This window comes from Saccharopolyspora sp. 7B, from assembly GCF_020177435.1.
Classification (GTDB): domain Bacteria; phylum Actinomycetota; class Actinomycetes; order Mycobacteriales; family Pseudonocardiaceae; genus Saccharopolyspora_C; species Saccharopolyspora_C gregorii.
This window is the reverse complement of the sequence record NZ_JAIUKC010000018.1, coordinates 66,047-81,884: the sequence shown is the minus strand read 5'-3', so window position 1 is coordinate 81,884 and position 15,838 is coordinate 66,047. Positions and strand designations below refer to the sequence as shown.

Below are 15,838 nucleotides of genomic sequence, written 5' to 3'. Positions count from 1 at the left end.
CGCCACCCCCCCAAAAAGAGTCACCCCCCGGCGCCGCTTATCGCCCCCCTAAATCAGCGGCGGGGGCGGGGGCGCCCCCCCGCCCCCCCCCCCCCCCGGGCCCCCCTGTGGTTCCGGTGCGGCCCCTCGTCGTACGAGGTCAGGCGCGGGCGGAGTTGGCCAGCAGCGCGCGCAGGTTCTCGGCCGGGGCCGGGTGGGCGAACAGGAAACCCTGGTAGGCGTCCACGCCGAGGTGGTCGAGCAGGTCGTGCTGGGTGGTGTTCTCCACGCCCTCCGCGATGCACATCCGGCCCATCGCGTGCGACAGCTCGATGACCGCGCGGGTGATGCCGAGGTCCACCGGATCGGTGCCCATCCCGGAGACGAACCGGCGGTCCAGCTTCACGATCTGGGTGGGCAGGTCCTTGAGCCGCGCCAGCGACGAGTAGCCGGTCCCGAAGTCGTCCATCGCGAACCGCACCCCGTCCCGGGCGAGCCCGCTCATCACGCCCCGCGGCCGCGCGGGCAGCTCCACCAGCACCGTCTCCACCATCTCCAGCACGACCCGGCCCGGTTCGATGCCGCTGGCGGCGATCTCCGAGGTGATCTCCTCGTGGAAGCCGTCGTCCTCCGGCGAGAGCCCGGAGAGGTTCACCGCGACACCGGGTGCGCGGCCGCCGATGCGCTGCCAGCCCGTCGCCTCGCGCAGCGCCGCACGCAGCACCCAGCGGTCCAGGTCCGCGAGCATCCCGCCCTGGGTGGCGACCGGCAGGATCGTGTCCGGCCGCAGCAGGCCGCGCTCCGGGTGCGGCCAGCGCACCAGCGCCTCGGCGAGCGTGATGGAGCCGTCGCGGCGGAACACCGGCTGGAAGTGCAGCTCCAGGCCGTCGTGCGCCAACGCCTCCCGCAGCTCCTCCTCCAGCGCCAGCTGCGCGGGCGCGCTCGCGGGCGCGGTGCGGCCGTGCCCGCGCCGCTTCGCCTGCAACATCGCCGCGTCCGCCGACCGGATGAGCTCCGCCGGGGTGATGCCGTCCTGCGCGGTCGCCGCGCCGAAGGTGGCCGTGACGCTGAGCAGCCTGCCGCGCAGCGGCGTCGTCGCGCACAGGATGTCCGAGACCGTGCGGTGCAGCGCCTCCATGCCGCCGCAGCCCGGCAGGTTCGAGCAGATGACGAGGAACTCGTCGCCGTACAGCCGGGCCGGCGTGCACGACTCGGGCAGCTCGTCGACCAGCCGCCGCGCGAGCGTCGCCATCAGCTCGTCCCCCGCGTCGTGGCCCAGCGAATCGTTGAACCGCTTGAAGTTGTCCAGGTCGCAGAACAGCACCCCGACCCGGCCCGCGGTGTCGGCGGACAGCAACGGCGCGAGCACTTCGTTGACGCCGCGCCGGTTCAGCAGGCCGGTCGGCTGGTCGTGGGTCGCCTGGAAGTGCAAGGTCTCGGTGCGCCGGACCTGCTCGGTGAGGTCCTGGAACACGGCCAGCCAGAACCGGTTCCCGTCGTGGTCCACCGACGCCGCGCACCGCACCTCGCACCACATCGGCTGCCCGCCCGCCTGCGCCAGCCGCCGCTGCGCCACCGACCCGGGCGCCCGGTCGTGGCCCGGCGGCACCGCGCGCGGCACCAGGCCCGCCACCCCGTCCAGCGGGTGCATCAGCTCGGCGGCCACCAGGCCGTGCGGGCGGTACCCGAGCAGTTCGCACAGGGCGCCGTTGGCGTCGAGGATCCGGTCCCGCTCGTCGAGCAGCGCGATGCCCGTCGGCGCCAGCTGGAACAGGTCGGTGAAGCGGCGGTCCGAGCGCTCGCGCTGGGCGAACGCCTCCGATTCGTCCCTGGTCACCTTGATGAACCCGTCGAGGGTGCCGTCGGTGGTGCGCTGCGCGGTGATCACCACGTGTGCCCAGAACGCGGAACCGTCCTTGCGCAGCCGCCAGCCGCGGTCGATGAAGAAGCCGTGCGCGGCCGCCTGCTCCAACTCCCACGTCGGGTAGCCGGATGCGATGTACTCCGCCGGGTAGAACGTGGAGAAGTGCCTGCCGATGATCTCCTCGCTGGTGTACTGCTTGATCAGCTGGGCGCCGCGGTTCCAGGTGGTGACCCGGCCGTCCGCGTCGAGGGCGAAGATGGCGTACTCGCGCATGTCGGCGGCCAGCGCCCCCAGCAGCCGTTCCGTCTCCACCTGGGTTCCGGTGCGGTGGAAGCCGGTGCCGGGCAGGGGAGGGAATGCGTTCACAAGATCTCCGTTCCGCGGCGGTGCGCGGGAGTGCCGAGCCGACCGCGACCGGCGGCGCGAGGAGCCTGATCCGGGCGCTCGACCAGGGCCGAGGTCGCTCACGGTACCGCCGAACCGGTGACACCGGCAAGAAATCGGAATGGGGCTTTCGGCCCTGGGCCCGCGCTGCCGGGCGGGGCAGCGTGGTGATCGGAGGTCCCGCCTCGGAGGTCGTCATGGCTACGCTCGTCCCGCATCCCCGGCAGCGCCCCACCGGTTGGGTGGGCTGGGTGTACTTCGCCGCGTTCATGCTGGTGCTGACCGGAGTCGTGCAGATCGTCAACGGCCTGTTCGCGCTGGCCCGCTCGGGCACCACTTATCTCACGCCCGGCGGCGAGTGGGTGCGGCTCGACCTCTACGGCGTCGGCCTCGGTTTCCTGCTGTTGGGCGTGGTGCTGGCCGCCGTGGGGATGGGCCTGTTCGGCGGCCGGACCTGGGCGCGGGTGGTCGCGGTCGTGCTGGCGGTGCTGAGCGTGCTGGCGAACGTCGTGCTGTTCGCCGCCTCGCCGCTGTGGTCCTCGGTGGCGATCGTGGTGGACGTGCTGGTGGTCTACGCGTTGGTGATGCACGGCAGGGAGGCGTGGCGGAGCTGATCCGGTACCGGTCACCACCCGTCCACTTCGGATTTCGCGGGGCGCTCGGTAATGCGCCGTGATGCGTTCGAAATGGGTTGCTGGACAACTCCGAATGTTGTGGTTAAAGTGGCGGTCGCCGGAACTCGTGACATAGCACCGCGTTCCGGTGGCCACCGCGTCGTGCAGCGGCAGTTTCGTTCGCAGGGGTAGCGCTGTGCGGTGGTTCGTCCGGTCGCTGACCGGGCGGTTCTCGGAATTCATTTCGCTCCGCGATGAGTCGTCGCACCGTCGCGTGAGCCCCTCTTTCAGCCGGATCGGGTGGTTCGGGGCTTCGCCCGGTCCGGCGCACGAGACGCCGAACAGGAGAAGAGTTGCTGGGCCGAAATCAGGTGCCCGACCGCCCGCGGTGGCGGCCGGTCGAATCCCGCCGTCCGCTGCCCCGCCCCCGGGCTGCGCGGATTCGGGACGACCGGCGCACCGAACGCCCCGGGAAATGCGCTGAGCTGCGGTGATGTGACCTCCGGTCGCTGTCGCGCCGGCGCGCGGAGACCGGTGCCGACGCGCGTTTAGCGTCGCTGCGCCGCTCCCTTTTCCGCCGCTTCCGCCGGGCGAGTCCGCCCCGCGATTCCGCGGCGCATCCGAACTTCCGCTCGATCCCGCGCGGACTCGCGCCGTGCCTCGGATCGCCCCTCGGGAAGAAGTGAATATGAACGAAGCCGTGCGCTGGTGGCCTGGTCTTCTGCAGAAGGTGCTGCACCACGTGCCCGCTGATGCCCGCTAAGTCCGCATAGGCGGAGTGGACGGCCGAGTGGCCTTGTGCGGATGCGTGACCGTTCCCGCATTCGGCAGCAAGCTCGACGAGTGGTCCCGCTGCGAAACGTGCGTGCGCGACCTGGCCGGTCCCGACCGCTGAACACGAGCAATTCCGACCCGTGCTGATCCGCACGAATGAGAGGTACGAATGATCAAGATCATCGACGCGATCACCGCCCCGACCGGCGCGGCCGACTGGTACCAGTCGGCGCTGTGCGCCCAGTCCGACCCGGACGCGTTCTTCCCGGAGAAGGGTCAGTCCGGGAAGATGGCCAAGCGCATCTGCGGTTCCTGCGAGGTGCGCGAGGACTGCCTGCGCTACGCGCTCGGCAACGCGGACCTGTCCGGGATCTGGGGCGGCCTCAGCGAAAGCGAGCGCCGCGAACTCCGCGTCGCCGCCCGCGCCGCCGAACTCGCCGCCGACGCGGCATGACTTCCGTCCACTGCGGACTGCACGTGTTCCACCGCGCAGAACCGCCACCGACGCGTTCCGCTCGAACCACGGCCCCCACCCGGCCGTCGAGCTAGACCTCCGCCGGGGAGCTCGACGCCCGCCCCGCCGCGTTCGATGCCCTCGCCCTCATCCCCCGAGGCCCCCGAAGACCTCCCGCGCGGGAAGCTCGTACCGACAACCACGAAAGGTTGTTCGGCGCGGTGCGGTCTAGTCGGGGTTCGCGGGTGGCGGGGATTTCCTCGCCCGGTGGTACTCCAGGTGCTCAGCGGCGGGGAGGCAGGACGCAACCGTGTGGAGCTTGGCTTCCCGGACCCCGTTCCGAACGACGGTCAGATCCGCCTCGATGAAGAGAGCCCCTTTGTCGAGCTGGACGTGGCAGTTCGGGCACAAGCACAGCATGTTGTCGATCTCGTCCGGACCGTGGTGCGGTGCGCCCACTCCGCGGATGTGCGCGCCTTCGGCGTAGGGCGTGCCATTGATCAACAGTTCTCCGCGGCACGCCTGGCAGGTGTAGTCGTAGGCCGCTAGCACGTATCGCCGCACCGCGCTGAGCCTGCTGACCTCGTCGGAGGTGCGCCTGCGACGGCCAGGCGTTCGGGTCCCAACGGGCGCTTGTTCCGCAGGAGCCTCGGGAGCAGGCGCCGAAGCGTCCGGTTCTTGCAGCTTGACGAGCCGGAACCGGCACATCTCGAACCCGCGGAGACCGGGCGCGTGCCAGGACTCTTCAACGACGAAAAGACCTGCGTAGCTGTACCCCGACCCGGACGCGCTGCCGTTGGACGCGTTCGCCCGACGTACCACGCGCACCGGCCTTCCGGTGAACGTGCTGGTTTGCAACGCAGCGTTGCCCGGGTCGTCGAAGCTCTGGTGCCGGATCTGGCGCTTGCGCTCGTCTTGGCCACCGTGACCGGTGTAGATGATCGTGTGTCCCTGGTCTTCGTCGTCTTCGTAACCGCCGGAGACGACGATGGATTCGGCACCTTCTTTTCTGGTGCCGACGATGCCGGCTTGGAGCGCGCGATGAACGCCGAGGAGATGCGCGTCGTACCGGGTGGGGAAGAGATGTTGTTCCACAACGCCGGGTATGTGGCCGAAGACCGGCTCGGGTCTCTTCGTCTTGTCCGGCCTGGCGATCACGGAGAACCCCAGGTCCGCGGCCCTCTTGGCGAGGGCTCGTTCGTCTTCCGGCGCAAGCGGAGTCGAGGTGGAAGGGGAGTCCGAGGCGGCGCCGCTGATGATCCGTGCGAGGCCGCTGATGTCGTAGTGCTTCCTGTTGCAGATGAGCAGCTCTTGGATGTCGTCCCGGGGTGTGTGCTCGGGCAACGAGTTCCAGCGCTCGGTCGCGGACTGAATGTCGGCTTCGGTCACTGCGCCAAGATCCACGCGGCCACCCTAGTCAGGGTCACCCGATCAAGGAGGCATTTTCCGTGTGATGTCGCGGTCTCGACGTTCTGGTGTCGGCGCCGAGCGAACCACCTGGACGCCCCTCACCCTGGCGGGGGAGCTCTTTCGGGGAGGGGACGTCGATGGAGATCGCTTGGTCGGTGGACGGTGTGCGGTGCGGGCTCGAGGTGGAGCCTCGGGTGACCGTGCTGGACGGGTTGCGCGAGCACTTGGGGGTGGTCTCGGTGAAGAAGGGCTGCGACCACGGGCAGTGCGGGGCGTGCACGGCGCTGGTGGACGGGCGGCGGGTGCTGACCTGCCTGTTGCTGGCGGTGGCCGCCGATGGTGCGGAGATCATCACCGCTGCCGGGCTGGGAGCCGTCGGACCTGCCGCTGGTGGGCCTGGAGCCGGTGAACCCGCCGGGGCTGGGAGGGGTGCCGCCGAATCCGGACCGGGTGCCGGCGGGGGCGCGCCGGGTGGCGATGGCCCTGCCACTGCCGGGCCGGGAACCGGCGAACCTGCGGCGGAAGCTGGCACGGGGCGGCTCGCGGGAAGCGGTACTGCGGAGGTTGCCGAGGCGGGAACCGGCCCGGGCGGGTCCGCTGGTGCCGCGGCGGGGGCCTCCGGCGGTCGGGACGCCCGGTCGGTGGACGGTGAACCGACGTGGGAGGTCGTTCCCGGACCCGGCGGCGCGGGTGCCACCGGTCTCGTGGCGGCCCCGGGACGACCGCCGGCCGAGCGGGAGGTGCACCCGGTCGCTCAGGCGTTCCTGGAGCACGACGCGTTCCAGTGCGGGTACTGCACCCCGGGCCAGGTGTGCTCGGCGGTGGGGATGCTCGCCGAGGCCGCCGACGGCAGGCCGAGCCACGTGACCGCGGACGTCGCCGCCGGGTTCGAGGAGCTCGACGACGCGGAGATCCGGGAGCGGATGAGCGGGAACCTGTGCCGCTGCGGCGCCTACGTGAACATCGTCGCCGCGATCCGCGACGCGGCCCGGCGGGAGGGATCGCGATGAACCCGTTCGACTACGTGCGCCCGGACGACGCGGCGGGCGCGGTGGCGACCGTGGCGCGGAACCCGGGGGCGGTGTTCCTCGCGGGCGGCACGAATCTCGTCGACCACCTGAAATTGGGGGTGAGTGCGCCGGAGCTGCTGGTGGACGTGTCGCGGCTGCCGCTGGACGAGGTGCGGGAGCTCCCGGACGGCGGGATGCGGGTGGGGGCGGGGGTGCGCAACAGCGACCTCGCGGCCCACCCGCTGGTGCGCACCCGGTTCCCGGCGTTGGCGCAGGCGCTGCTGGCGGGCGCCTCGGGGCAGCTGCGCAACGCCGCCACCACCGGCGGGAACCTGCTGCAGCGCACCCGGTGCCCGTACTTCCAGGACGTGACTACCCCGTGCAACAAGCGCGATCCGGGGGCGGGGTGCTCGGCGATCGGCGGGCACCACCGCGACGCGGCGATCTTCGGCGCCTCCCCGGAGTGCGTGGCCACGCACCCCTCCGACATGGCGGTGGCGATGGCGGCGCTGGACGCGCAGGTTCGGGTGCAGGGCCCGGAGGGGGAACGCGCGGTGCCGGTCGTCGAGTTCCACCGGCTGCCGGGTGACGAACCGCAGCGGGACTCGGTGCTGCGCCACGGCGAGTTGATCACCGCGGTCGACCTGCCGGGCAGCGCGCCGCACTCGGTCTACCGGAAGGTGCGGGAGCGGGCGTCGTACGCGTTCGCGCTCGTCTCGGTCGCCGTCGACCTGGACGTCGCGGACGGCCGGGTGCGCAACGCGCGGATCGCGCTCGGCGGGGTCGCGCACAAGCCGTGGCGGGCCACCCGCGCCGAAGGGGCCCTGCGCGGTGCGCCCGTCGGCGAGCAGGCGTTCCGCGCGGCCGCGGACGCCGAACTGGCCGCGGCCGAACCGCTCAGCGGCAACGCGTACAAGGTGCCGATGACCCGCGGGACGCTCGTCGCCGTGCTGCGGGACCTGGTGGAGGAGGCGCGATGACGGACCTGCTGCGGCCACGGGCGATCGGCGCCCCGCTGGAACGGCTGGACGGCCCGGACAAGATCAACGGCACCGCGCGCTACGCGTTCGAGCACCCCGTGCCCGACCCGCTGTACGTGCATCCGGTGCAGGCGACGATCGCGCGCGGCCGGATCGAGGACATCGACGTGCACGCCGCCGAAGACCTCGACGGCGTCGCGACGGTGCTCACCCACGAGAACGCGCCCCGGCTGGCGACCGACTCCGACGCCGAGCTGTGGGTGCTGCAATCCCCGGAGATCGCGTTCCGGGGCCAGCTCATCGGCGCGGTGCTCGCCGAAACCCCCGAGATCGCACGGCAGGCCGCGGATCTGGTGCGCGTCGACTACCGGCGGGAACCGCACCACGTGGTGCTGCGCGGCGACGACGACGCGCTCTACGCGCCGGAGGTGGTCAACCCGTCGTTCGCCGCCGACACGCGCGACGGCGACCCGGACGGCGCGGAACCGGCGGTCGTGGTGGACGCGACCTACACGACGCCGATGGAGCACAACAACCCGATGGAACCGCACGCCACCATCGCGACCTGGCGCGGCGGCGTGCTCACGATGTACGACTCGACGCAGGGCGTGCACCAGATGCGGTCACGGCTCGCGCCGGTGCTCGGGCTCGACCCGGAGCGGATCCGAGTGCTCGCCCCGCACGTCGGCGGCGGCTTCGGCTCCAAGGGCACCGCGCACGCGCACAACGCGCTCGCCGCGCTCGCCGCCCGGGTCGCGGGCGGACGGCCGGTGAAGCTCGCGCTGACCCGGCAGCAGATGTTCGCGCTCGTCGGCTACCGCACGCCCACCATCCAGCACGTGCGGCTCGGCGCGGACCGCGACGGGAAGCTGGAACTCGTCACCCACGACGTCGTCGAGCAGACCTCCACCGTGCAGGAGTTCGCCGAGCAGACCGCCGTCGGCACCCGCACCGTCTACGCCGCGCCGAACCGCCGCACCACGCACCGGCTCGCGGCGCTCGACGTGCCCGTCCCGTTCTGGATGCGCGCACCCGGCGAAGCACCCGGCATGTTCGCCACCGAGTCCGCAGTGGACGAACTCGCCGAAGCCTGCGGGATCGACCCGATCGACCTGCGCTGCCGCAACGAACCCGCCGTCGATCCCGCCACCGGGCTGCCGCACTCCGCGCGGCACCTCGCCGAATGCCTGCGCGAAGGCGCCGAACGGTTCGGCTGGGCCGGCCGCGACCCGGCGCCGCGGTCCGCGCGGGACGGGGACTGGCTGGTCGGCACCGGCGTCGCGAGCGCCACCTACCCCGGCTACAAGATGCCCGGCTCCACCGCCACCGTCCGGTACCGCGACGGGCGCTACGAGGTGCGCATCGGCGCCGCCGACATCGGCACCGGCACCCGGACCGCGCTCACCCAGATCGCCGCCGACGCGCTGGACCGCCCGGTGTCCGATGTGGACTTGGAGCTCGGCGACACCGCGCTGCCCACCGCCACCGTCGAAGGCGGCTCCTCCGGGCTCACCTCCTGGGGAACGACCGTCGTCGAAGCGGCCCGGCGGTTCCGGGAGAAGTTCGGCCACGACCCCGCCGACGGCGACGAAGCCGACGGCGCGATTCCCGACGACCCGGACGAGCAGCGGTACGCCATCCACTCGTTCGGCGCGCACTTCGCCGAAGTCCGCGTCAACGCCGACACCGGTGAGGTGCGGGTGCCGCGGCTGCTCGGCGTGTTCTCCGTGGGGCAGGTCGTGAACCCGCGGCTCGTGCGGTCGCAGCTGCTCGGCGGCATCACCATGGGCATGTCCATGGCGCTGTTCGAGCACAGCGTCCTCGACCCGCAGTTCGGGCACGTCATCAACCACGACCTCGCGCAGTACCACGTCGCCGCGCACGCCGACGTCGCCGACATCGAGGTGAGCTGGCTCGACGAGCACGACCCGCATTCGAACCCGATGGGCAGCCGCGGCGTCGGCGAGATCGGCATCGTGGGTTCGCCCGCCGCCATCGCGAACGCGGTGCACCACGCCACCGGCATCCGGGTCCGGGACCTGCCGATCACGCCGGACAAGCTGCTGGGCGGCTGACCCGGCGGCGCACCGCTGGAGGAGTGAACGGACCGTTCGTCCCATCTCGTTGGACGGACGGTCCGTTCACTCGTGTTGGTGCGCGGGTGAACGGACCGTTCGTCCCATCCCGTTGGTCAGACGGTCCGTTCACTCCGGTGCGGTTCGCGGGTGGGCGCTGGTGGGTGGGGCGGCTACTGGTCGGAACGGTGCACTGATCGTGACCGTCGGAGGTAGTCCTTCCATGAACAACACCTGGTCAGGGCCTTGCGAACCTTGCTCGTCACCCGAAAGAGGGGCACTCTGGGTGTTCGAGTGAGGGGTGGGCGATGGTGCGGAACCGCGGATTTCTCGGACGAGCGGTGGTGCTGCTCGCGGTGCTGGTGACCGTGCTGGCGGGTGGTCTCGCCTGCCAGCCCGCGCGGACGCAGCGCGCCCCGGACGCCCCGCAGGGCGCGGCTCCGCCCACCGCCGAACCGACGCCCGCCGAAGGAGCTCCCGGCAGCGACGACCCGGTGCTCGCGGTGAAGATCGACAACGCCCCGGAAGCCCGGCCGCCGACCGGTATCGGCGCCGCGGACGTGGTCGTCGTCGAACCGGTCGAAGGTGGCTTGAGCAGGCTCGTCGCCGTGTTCGGGAAGCAGCGCCCGCCCGTCGTCGGGCCGGTGCGCAGCGCCCGCGAGACCGACCTGGAACTGCTCGCCCAGTACGGCAGGCCGACGCTGGCGTTCTCCGGCGCGGCCCCGGAACTGCTGCCGGCGCTGAACGCCGCGCCGCTCGAAGCGGTCCAGCCGGAGCAGGCGCCCGGTGCGTTCTTCCGCGGCACCGGCAAGCCGGTGCCGCACAACCTCTACGTCCGCCCCGGCGAGCTGCCCGCGGGCGCCGGCTGGTCGCCGAAGGCGCCGCTGGCGTTCGGGCCCGCCCCGGCGGGCGGTGCGCCGCGCACCTCCGCGCAGGTCGACTACCGGGCGGCCTCCACCGGTTTCACCTGGTCGCCGGAGCAGCGGCGCTGGCTGGTGTCGATGGACGGCGCGCCCGCGACGGCGGCGGACAGCGGGCGGCTCGGTGCGGGCACCGTCGTGCTGCAGCAGGTAGAGGTGCGGGACTCGGCGATGAAGGACGTGGCGGGGGGCGCCTCGCCGCACGCCGCGACGGTGGGCTCCGGCCGGGCCGTGGTGCTGCGCGACGGGAAGGCCTTCGACGCGCGCTGGTCCCGGCCCTCCGCCGACGTGGGCACCACGTACACGACGGCGTCCGGCGAACCGCTGCCGTTCGCGTCCGGTCCGGTGTGGGTGGTGCTGTCGGACCGGCTGTGACGGCCGGCCGGGGAGCGGGCGGCGGACTCCGCCGCCTAGTCGGTGGAGTTGGCTACTCTCGAAAGCATGAGCGACCGCCGCTTGCTACTGGTCCACGCCCACCCCGACGACGAAGCCACCGCCACCGGCGCCACCATGGCCCGCTACGCGGCGGACGGCACCACCGTGACCCTGGTGACCTGCACCAGCGGAGAGCTCGGCGAGGTCGTCGCCGCCGACCTCGCCCACCTGCGGGGCGCTCCGGACGCGCTCGGTGAGCACCGCCGCGGCGAGATCGCGACCGCGCTCACCGAGCTCGGCGACATCCGCCACCACTGGCTGGGCGGCCCCGGGCGCTGGCGCGATAGCGGCATGGCCGGGCTGGACAGCAACCACGAGGACGGGGTGTTCGCCGCCGCCGACCCGGTGGAGGTCACCCGGCAGATGGTCGCGCTGCTGCGCGCCGAACGTCCGCACGTCGCGATCACCTACGACGACTTCGGCGGCTACGGCCACCCCGACCACATCGCTGCGCACCGGGCGCTGATGAACGCGCTCGACCCGGCCGCCGACCCCGAGTTCGCCCCGGAGCTCGGCGCGGCCTGGCAGGTGCCGAAGGTGTACTGGACGGTGCTGCCCGACTCGTTCGCGGAACGCGTGCGGGAGGCCGGGATCACCGAGTTCAAGCCGAACACCATGCCCGACGAGGAGATCACCGCGGTGCTGGACGGCGCCGCGCACCACGAGGCGAAGCTGGCGGCGCTGCGCCACTACCGCAGCCAGGTGAACATCGACGAAGACGGCTTCTTCGCCCAGGTGGTGCGCCGCCCCGAGTTCGCCGTCGAGCACTTCCTGCTGGTGCGCGGCGAACGCGGTCCGGGCACCGGACCGCACGGCGCCGAGCAGGACCTGTTCGCCGGGCTCGCCTAGCGGTCCGCGGGGCGGCGGCCCCGCCGGGAGGTACGAGCCGCCGCCGGGATCGCCGCGCCGCGCGGCGATCTCCGCGGTTGCGCCGGTCGGCCGGGCCGCGTCGGTACGGTTGGCGGAGTCCACGGGCCACCTGGGGGGGAACGCGCATGACCGCACGGCAGCGTGTCGCGACGAGGACGTCATCCGCGCTGGCGCTGCGCGGCGTGGTGAAGCGCTACGGCGAGATCACCGCGGTGGACGGCCTCGACCTGACCGTCACCGCCGGGACCTGCCTGGGCCTGCTCGGGCCCAACGGTGCGGGCAAGTCCACCACGATGCGCTTGATCACCGCGCAGACCAGGGCGGACGCCGGGGAGATCGAGGTGCTCGGCTTCCGGGTCCCGCGCGAGTCGAAGCGGGCGCGCACCGCGATGGGCGTGGTGCCGCAGCTGGACAACCTGGACGAGGAGCTCACCGCCCGGCAGAACCTGGAGGTCTTCGCGCACCTGTACCGGGTGCCGCGGGCCGAGCGGGCGGCGGCGGTGCTGCGCGCGCTGGACCTCGCGCAGCTGCGCAAGCGGGCCGACACCAAGACCGACGAGCTCTCCGGCGGGATGCGCCGCAGGTTGCTCATCGCCCGCGGCCTGGTGCACTCGCCGCGGCTGGTGCTGCTCGACGAGCCGACGGTGGGCCTGGACCCGCAGGTGCGCCAGGAGCTGTGGGCGCTGATCGACGCGCTGCGCTCGGACGGCGTCACCGTGCTCATGTCGACGCACTACATCGAGGAGGCCGAGCGCCTCGCCGACGACGTGGCGGTGATGTCCGGGGGCCGCGTCATCGCCACCGGCACCCCCGACGAGCTGCGCCTGCAGCACGCGGGGCAGGACGTCGTCGAGTACTACGGCCCGCCCGCGCGGCTCGTCGAAGTGGAGACGATCACCCGCGAGGCCGGGCTCAGCACCCGGCGCACCGGGCCCGCCGTCTCGGTGCTGCGCGCCGAGCTGATGCCGGAGCCGGTGGCGGCGCGGCTCGGCACCGGGCACCGCCGGGTGAGCAACCTGGAGGACGTGTTCGTCTCGCTCACCGGGGAGGCAGTGGAATGAGCACCACGCCGCAGCGGCTGCGCACCTTCGAACTGGCCGCGTTCGCCGGGGTGTGGCGGCGGGAGCTGACGCTGTACCGCCGGTACTGGTTGTCCAGCACGTTCTCCTCGGTGGTGGAGCCGACGATCTACCTGCTGGCGTTCGGCTTCGGGCTCGGCTCGCTGATCGCGACCATCCGCGGGCTGCCCTACATCGAGTTCCTCGGCACCGGGGTGGTGGCGACGTCGGTGCTGTTCACCAGCGCGTTCGCCGGCATGTTCACCACGTTCGTGCGGCGCAAGTTCCAGCACTCCTACGACGCGATGCTCGCCGCGCCGATCGACGTGCACGAGCTCGTCGCGGCCGAGGCGCTGTGGATCGCCACCAAGTCCGGGGTGTACGGGTGCGCCCCGCTGCTGGTGGCGATGGTGTTCGGGCTCGACCCGGCGCCGGGCATGCTGCTGGTGCCGCTGGTCGGGTTGATCACGGGGCTGGGGTTCGCGCTGTTCGGCATCTGGTGCTCGGCGGTGGTGCCGTCGATCGACTCGTTCAACTACATCGTGAGCGCGGTGATCACGCCGCTGTTCCTGGTCGCGGGCACGTTCTTCCCGATCGACCAGCTGCCGGGCTGGGCGGGGACGGTGGCCGCGTTCAACCCGCTGTACCACTGCGTGGAGCTGGTGCGGGACGCCTCGTTCGGCCTGCGCCCGGGCGTCGACCTGCTGCACGTGGGTGCGCTGCTGCTGTTCGCGGCGCTGATGTGGCTGCTCGCCTACACCGCGATGCGCCGCAGGCTCGTCGACTGAGTCCTGCCGCTGGACCGGCGCGCGGTCAGGTGCGTTCCGCGTAGGCGGTGATCAGCTGGGCCTCGGCGTCGGCGAGGTAGGTCTCCAGCGCGGTGGCCGCGGCCTCCAGCTCGCCAGCGGCGACCTGGTCGGCGATGGCGCGGTTGCGCTCCACGTAGCTCTCGTAGAAGCCGCGGGTGCGCTGCGGGTCGAGCCCGCCCCGCTCGTCGGTGGACATCACGTGGAACGCGAGCCGCAGCTCGGCGAGCAGCCCGGCCATCGCGTCGTTGGTGCGGGGGCTGTCGGCGAGCCCGACGAGCGCTTCGTGGAACCGCATGTTGGCGGTGCCGACCTCGCTCCAGTCGCCGTCGGCGGCGGCCTGCTCGCCGGCGCGCACCGCGCGGGCCACCGCGGTGACCAGTTCGCGCTTGGTGGTGGCGGCGTGGCGGACCGCGCCGACCTCGACGATGCGGCGCAGCCGGTACAGGTCGGCGACGTCGGCGCTGCTGGGTTTGCGCACCGCGACGCCCTTGTGCATCTCGTGCACCAGCAGCCGTTCGTGGCCGAGCAGCCGGAACGCCTCGCGCAGCGTGTTGCGGGAGACGCCGAGCGCGTCCTTCGCGCTGACCTCGGAGAGCTGGGTGCCGGGCGGCAGTTCGCCTTGGATGATGCGTTGCCGCAGCAGGTCGGTGACGCGCTCGACGGTGCTGGTCCGTTCGAGCAGGGACCGGTCCGCTGCCAGCCGGTCGACCCACTGCGCGCTGGTCATGCCTCTCCCGGGGTTGATCGGAAACCGCAGTGTATCCGCGGCGGCCCGCGGGCACGTCCGACGATCTGACGACACGCTACCGCAGGATTGTTGAACGATCGAACGTTGAACATGGGGAATGTAGGAACGCACTATTGATCCCTCGCCGAACGGCCCCTATCGTGGCGGCACCGCGCGGCCGGCGACCCGGCCGCCGGGGAAACCCCAGCGCAGCGGACGGCGGCGCGGCAGGCCGGAGGCCGGGAGGACACTGCATGAGCGGCACCACCACGAAGACCGGCGCCCACCGCGGCGCGCTGATCGGGGCGGTCTTCCTGATGGCCACCAGCGCCATCGGCCCCGGGTTCATCACCCAGACCACCGACTTCACCGTGCGGCTCGGCGCCGCGTTCGCCTTCGTGATCGTGCTGTCCGTGCTCATCGACATCGCGGTGCAGCTCAACGTGTGGCGCATCATCGGCGTCTCCGGCATGCGCGCCCAAGACCTCGGCAACGCGGTGCTGCCCGGGTTGGGCTACGCGATCGCCGCGCTCGTCGTGTTCGGCGGGCTCGTGTTCAACATCGCCAACGTCTCCGGCACCGCGCTCGGCCTGGACGCCATGGTCGGGATGGACGCGAAGCTCGGCGGCGGGCTTTCCGCGCTGCTGGCCATCGGGATCTTCCTGAGCAAGCGGGCCGGGGTCGCGATGGACCGGATCGTGGTCGTGCTCGGCGTGCTCATGATCGCGCTGACCTGCTACGTCGCCGTCGTGTCCGACCCGCCGGTGGGGGAGGCGCTGAAGCAGGCGGTGCTGCCGGACCGGGTCGACTTCCTCGCCGTCACCACCCTCATCGGCGGCACCGTCGGCGGCTACATCACCTACGCGGGCGCGCACCGGCTCGTCGACGCCGGAGTCACCGGGCCGGAGCGGATCGTCGAGGTCAGCCGCGGATCGGTGCTGTCGCTGCTGGTCACCGGGGTGATGCGGGCGGTGCTGTTCCTCGCGGTGCTCGGCGTCGTCGCCGCGGGCGCCACCCTCGGTTCCGGCAACCCGACCGCGGAGGCGTTCCAGCACGCGGCCGGGGAGATCGGGCTCCGGCTGTTCGGGCTGATCATGTGGGCAGCGGCGATCACCTCGGTCGTCGGTGCCGCCTACACCTCGGTGTCGTTCGTGGTGACCTTCTCCCCGGCGCTGCAGCGGGCCCGCAGCTGGCTTGTCGTCGGGTTCATCGCGCTGTCCACCGTCGTGTTCCTGCTGCTGGACCAGGCACCGACGACGCTGCTGGTGCTGGCGGGCGCGCTCAACGGGCTGATCCTGCCGGTCGGGTTCGGCGTGCTGCTGTGGGTCGGGGCGCGGCGCCGGGACCTGCTCGGCGGGTACCGGTACCCGCGGTGGCTGCTGGTGATCGGCGTGCTGGCCTGGCTGCTGTCGTTGTACTTCGGGGTGAACTCGCTCGGCGCGATGGCGCAGCTGTGGCAGTGAATGGAGGGGACG

12 protein-coding genes and 2 pseudogenes are annotated in these 15,838 nt (G+C 72.2%); 11 read left to right on the top strand and 3 right to left on the bottom strand.

Annotated elements, in window-relative coordinates; all coding sequences use genetic code 11:
- Positions 1-139: 139 nt before the first annotated feature.
- The gene (locus LCD33_RS04065) at positions 140-2,209 is read right to left on the bottom strand and encodes a bifunctional diguanylate cyclase/phosphodiesterase (RefSeq protein ID WP_224965977.1); all 2,070 of its coding nucleotides are present in this window, start codon (positions 2,207-2,209) and stop codon (positions 140-142) included.
- 215 nt (positions 2,210-2,424) lie between these two features.
- On the opposite strand from LCD33_RS04065, the gene LCD33_RS04060 reads away from it, so the two are divergent.
- Positions 2,425-2,841 carry a hypothetical protein gene (locus LCD33_RS04060; protein WP_224965976.1) on the top strand — a complete coding sequence of 139 codons (417 nt, stop codon included), beginning with the start codon at positions 2,425-2,427 and terminating at the stop codon, positions 2,839-2,841.
- Between the two features lie 943 nt (positions 2,842-3,784).
- Entirely contained in the window at positions 3,785-4,069 is a 285-nt protein-coding gene (locus LCD33_RS04055) for a WhiB family transcriptional regulator (RefSeq protein WP_224977528.1), read from the top strand.
- Between the two features lie 228 nt (positions 4,070-4,297).
- Here LCD33_RS04055 and LCD33_RS04050 read toward each other — a convergent pair whose 3' ends face one another.
- Positions 4,298-5,458: a YDG/SRA domain-containing protein gene (locus LCD33_RS04050; protein ID WP_224977527.1), complete on the bottom strand. Its 1,161-nt coding sequence runs from the start codon at positions 5,456-5,458 to the stop codon at positions 4,298-4,300.
- A gap of 158 nt (positions 5,459-5,616) precedes the next feature.
- On the opposite strand from LCD33_RS04050, the pseudogene LCD33_RS04045 reads away from it, so the two are divergent.
- From LCD33_RS04045 to LCD33_RS04010, 8 genes and pseudogenes are all read left to right on the top strand, one after another.
- Positions 5,617-5,772: pseudogene (locus tag LCD33_RS04045) on the top strand (2Fe-2S iron-sulfur cluster-binding protein); the annotation flags it as partial.
- A 444-nt stretch (positions 5,773-6,216) separates the two neighbouring features.
- Positions 6,217-6,489, top strand: a pseudogene (locus LCD33_RS04040) (2Fe-2S iron-sulfur cluster-binding protein); the annotation flags it as partial.
- A complete protein-coding gene (locus LCD33_RS04035) occupies positions 6,486-7,469 on the top strand; it encodes a xanthine dehydrogenase family protein subunit M (RefSeq protein WP_224977526.1) in 984 nt (327 codons plus the stop codon). The pseudogene LCD33_RS04040 and the gene LCD33_RS04035, both read left to right, overlap by 4 nt.
- On the top strand, positions 7,466-9,544 hold the full coding sequence (locus tag LCD33_RS04030) for a xanthine dehydrogenase family protein molybdopterin-binding subunit (protein ID WP_224977525.1): 2,079 nt from the start codon (positions 7,466-7,468) through the stop codon (positions 9,542-9,544). Before LCD33_RS04035 ends, LCD33_RS04030 begins: the two co-directional genes overlap by 4 nt.
- Before the next feature lie 308 nt (positions 9,545-9,852).
- Positions 9,853-10,839 carry a DUF3048 domain-containing protein gene (locus LCD33_RS04025; protein WP_224965965.1) on the top strand — a complete coding sequence of 329 codons (987 nt, stop codon included), beginning with the start codon at positions 9,853-9,855 and terminating at the stop codon, positions 10,837-10,839.
- Between the two features lie 66 nt (positions 10,840-10,905).
- Positions 10,906-11,748, top strand: a complete 843-nt coding sequence (gene mshB / locus LCD33_RS04020) for an N-acetyl-1-D-myo-inositol-2-amino-2-deoxy-alpha-D-glucopyranoside deacetylase (RefSeq protein ID WP_224977524.1) — start codon at positions 10,906-10,908, stop codon at positions 11,746-11,748.
- Between the two features lie 146 nt (positions 11,749-11,894).
- Positions 11,895-12,830, top strand: a complete 936-nt coding sequence (locus tag LCD33_RS04015; protein ID WP_224956132.1) for an ABC transporter ATP-binding protein — start codon at positions 11,895-11,897, stop codon at positions 12,828-12,830.
- The gene (locus LCD33_RS04010) at positions 12,827-13,615 is read left to right on the top strand and encodes an ABC transporter permease (protein WP_224977523.1); all 789 of its coding nucleotides are present in this window, start codon (positions 12,827-12,829) and stop codon (positions 13,613-13,615) included. The genes LCD33_RS04015 and LCD33_RS04010 overlap by 4 nt, the downstream gene beginning before the upstream one ends.
- A 25-nt stretch (positions 13,616-13,640) precedes the next feature.
- Here the strand turns inward: LCD33_RS04010 and LCD33_RS04005 are convergent, their stop codons facing one another.
- Positions 13,641-14,363, bottom strand: coding sequence for a GntR family transcriptional regulator (locus tag LCD33_RS04005; protein WP_224956134.1), 723 nt, complete (start codon positions 14,361-14,363; stop codon positions 13,641-13,643).
- 254 nt (positions 14,364-14,617) lie between these two features.
- Here LCD33_RS04005 and LCD33_RS04000 point away from each other — a divergent pair, with 254 nt between their 5' ends.
- Positions 14,618-15,826 (top strand): NRAMP family divalent metal transporter, encoded by a 1,209-nt coding sequence (locus LCD33_RS04000; protein WP_224956135.1) that lies wholly within the window; start codon positions 14,618-14,620, stop codon positions 15,824-15,826.
- The last annotated feature ends 12 nt before the right edge of the window (positions 15,827-15,838 follow it).

Bases quoted from the DNA above. Each gene is read 5' to 3' on its own strand.
- LCD33_RS04060 (WP_224965976.1), top strand. From the start codon at position 2,425: ATGGCTACGCTCGTCCCGCATCCCCGGCAGCGCCCCACCGGTTGGGTG.
- LCD33_RS04055 (WP_224977528.1), top strand. From the start codon at position 3,785: ATGATCAAGATCATCGACGCGATCACCGCCCCGACCGGCGCGGCCGAC.
- LCD33_RS04035 (WP_224977526.1), top strand. From the start codon at position 6,486: ATGAACCCGTTCGACTACGTGCGCCCGGACGACGCGGCGGGCGCGGTG.
- LCD33_RS04030 (WP_224977525.1), top strand. From the start codon at position 7,466: ATGACGGACCTGCTGCGGCCACGGGCGATCGGCGCCCCGCTGGAACGG.
- LCD33_RS04025 (WP_224965965.1), top strand. From the start codon at position 9,853: ATGGTGCGGAACCGCGGATTTCTCGGACGAGCGGTGGTGCTGCTCGCG.
- mshB (WP_224977524.1), top strand. From the start codon at position 10,906: ATGAGCGACCGCCGCTTGCTACTGGTCCACGCCCACCCCGACGACGAA.
- LCD33_RS04015 (WP_224956132.1), top strand. From the start codon at position 11,895: ATGACCGCACGGCAGCGTGTCGCGACGAGGACGTCATCCGCGCTGGCG.
- LCD33_RS04010 (WP_224977523.1), top strand. From the start codon at position 12,827: ATGAGCACCACGCCGCAGCGGCTGCGCACCTTCGAACTGGCCGCGTTC.
- LCD33_RS04005 (WP_224956134.1), bottom strand. From the start codon at position 14,363: ATGACCAGCGCGCAGTGGGTCGACCGGCTGGCAGCGGACCGGTCCCTG.
- LCD33_RS04000 (WP_224956135.1), top strand. From the start codon at position 14,618: ATGAGCGGCACCACCACGAAGACCGGCGCCCACCGCGGCGCGCTGATC.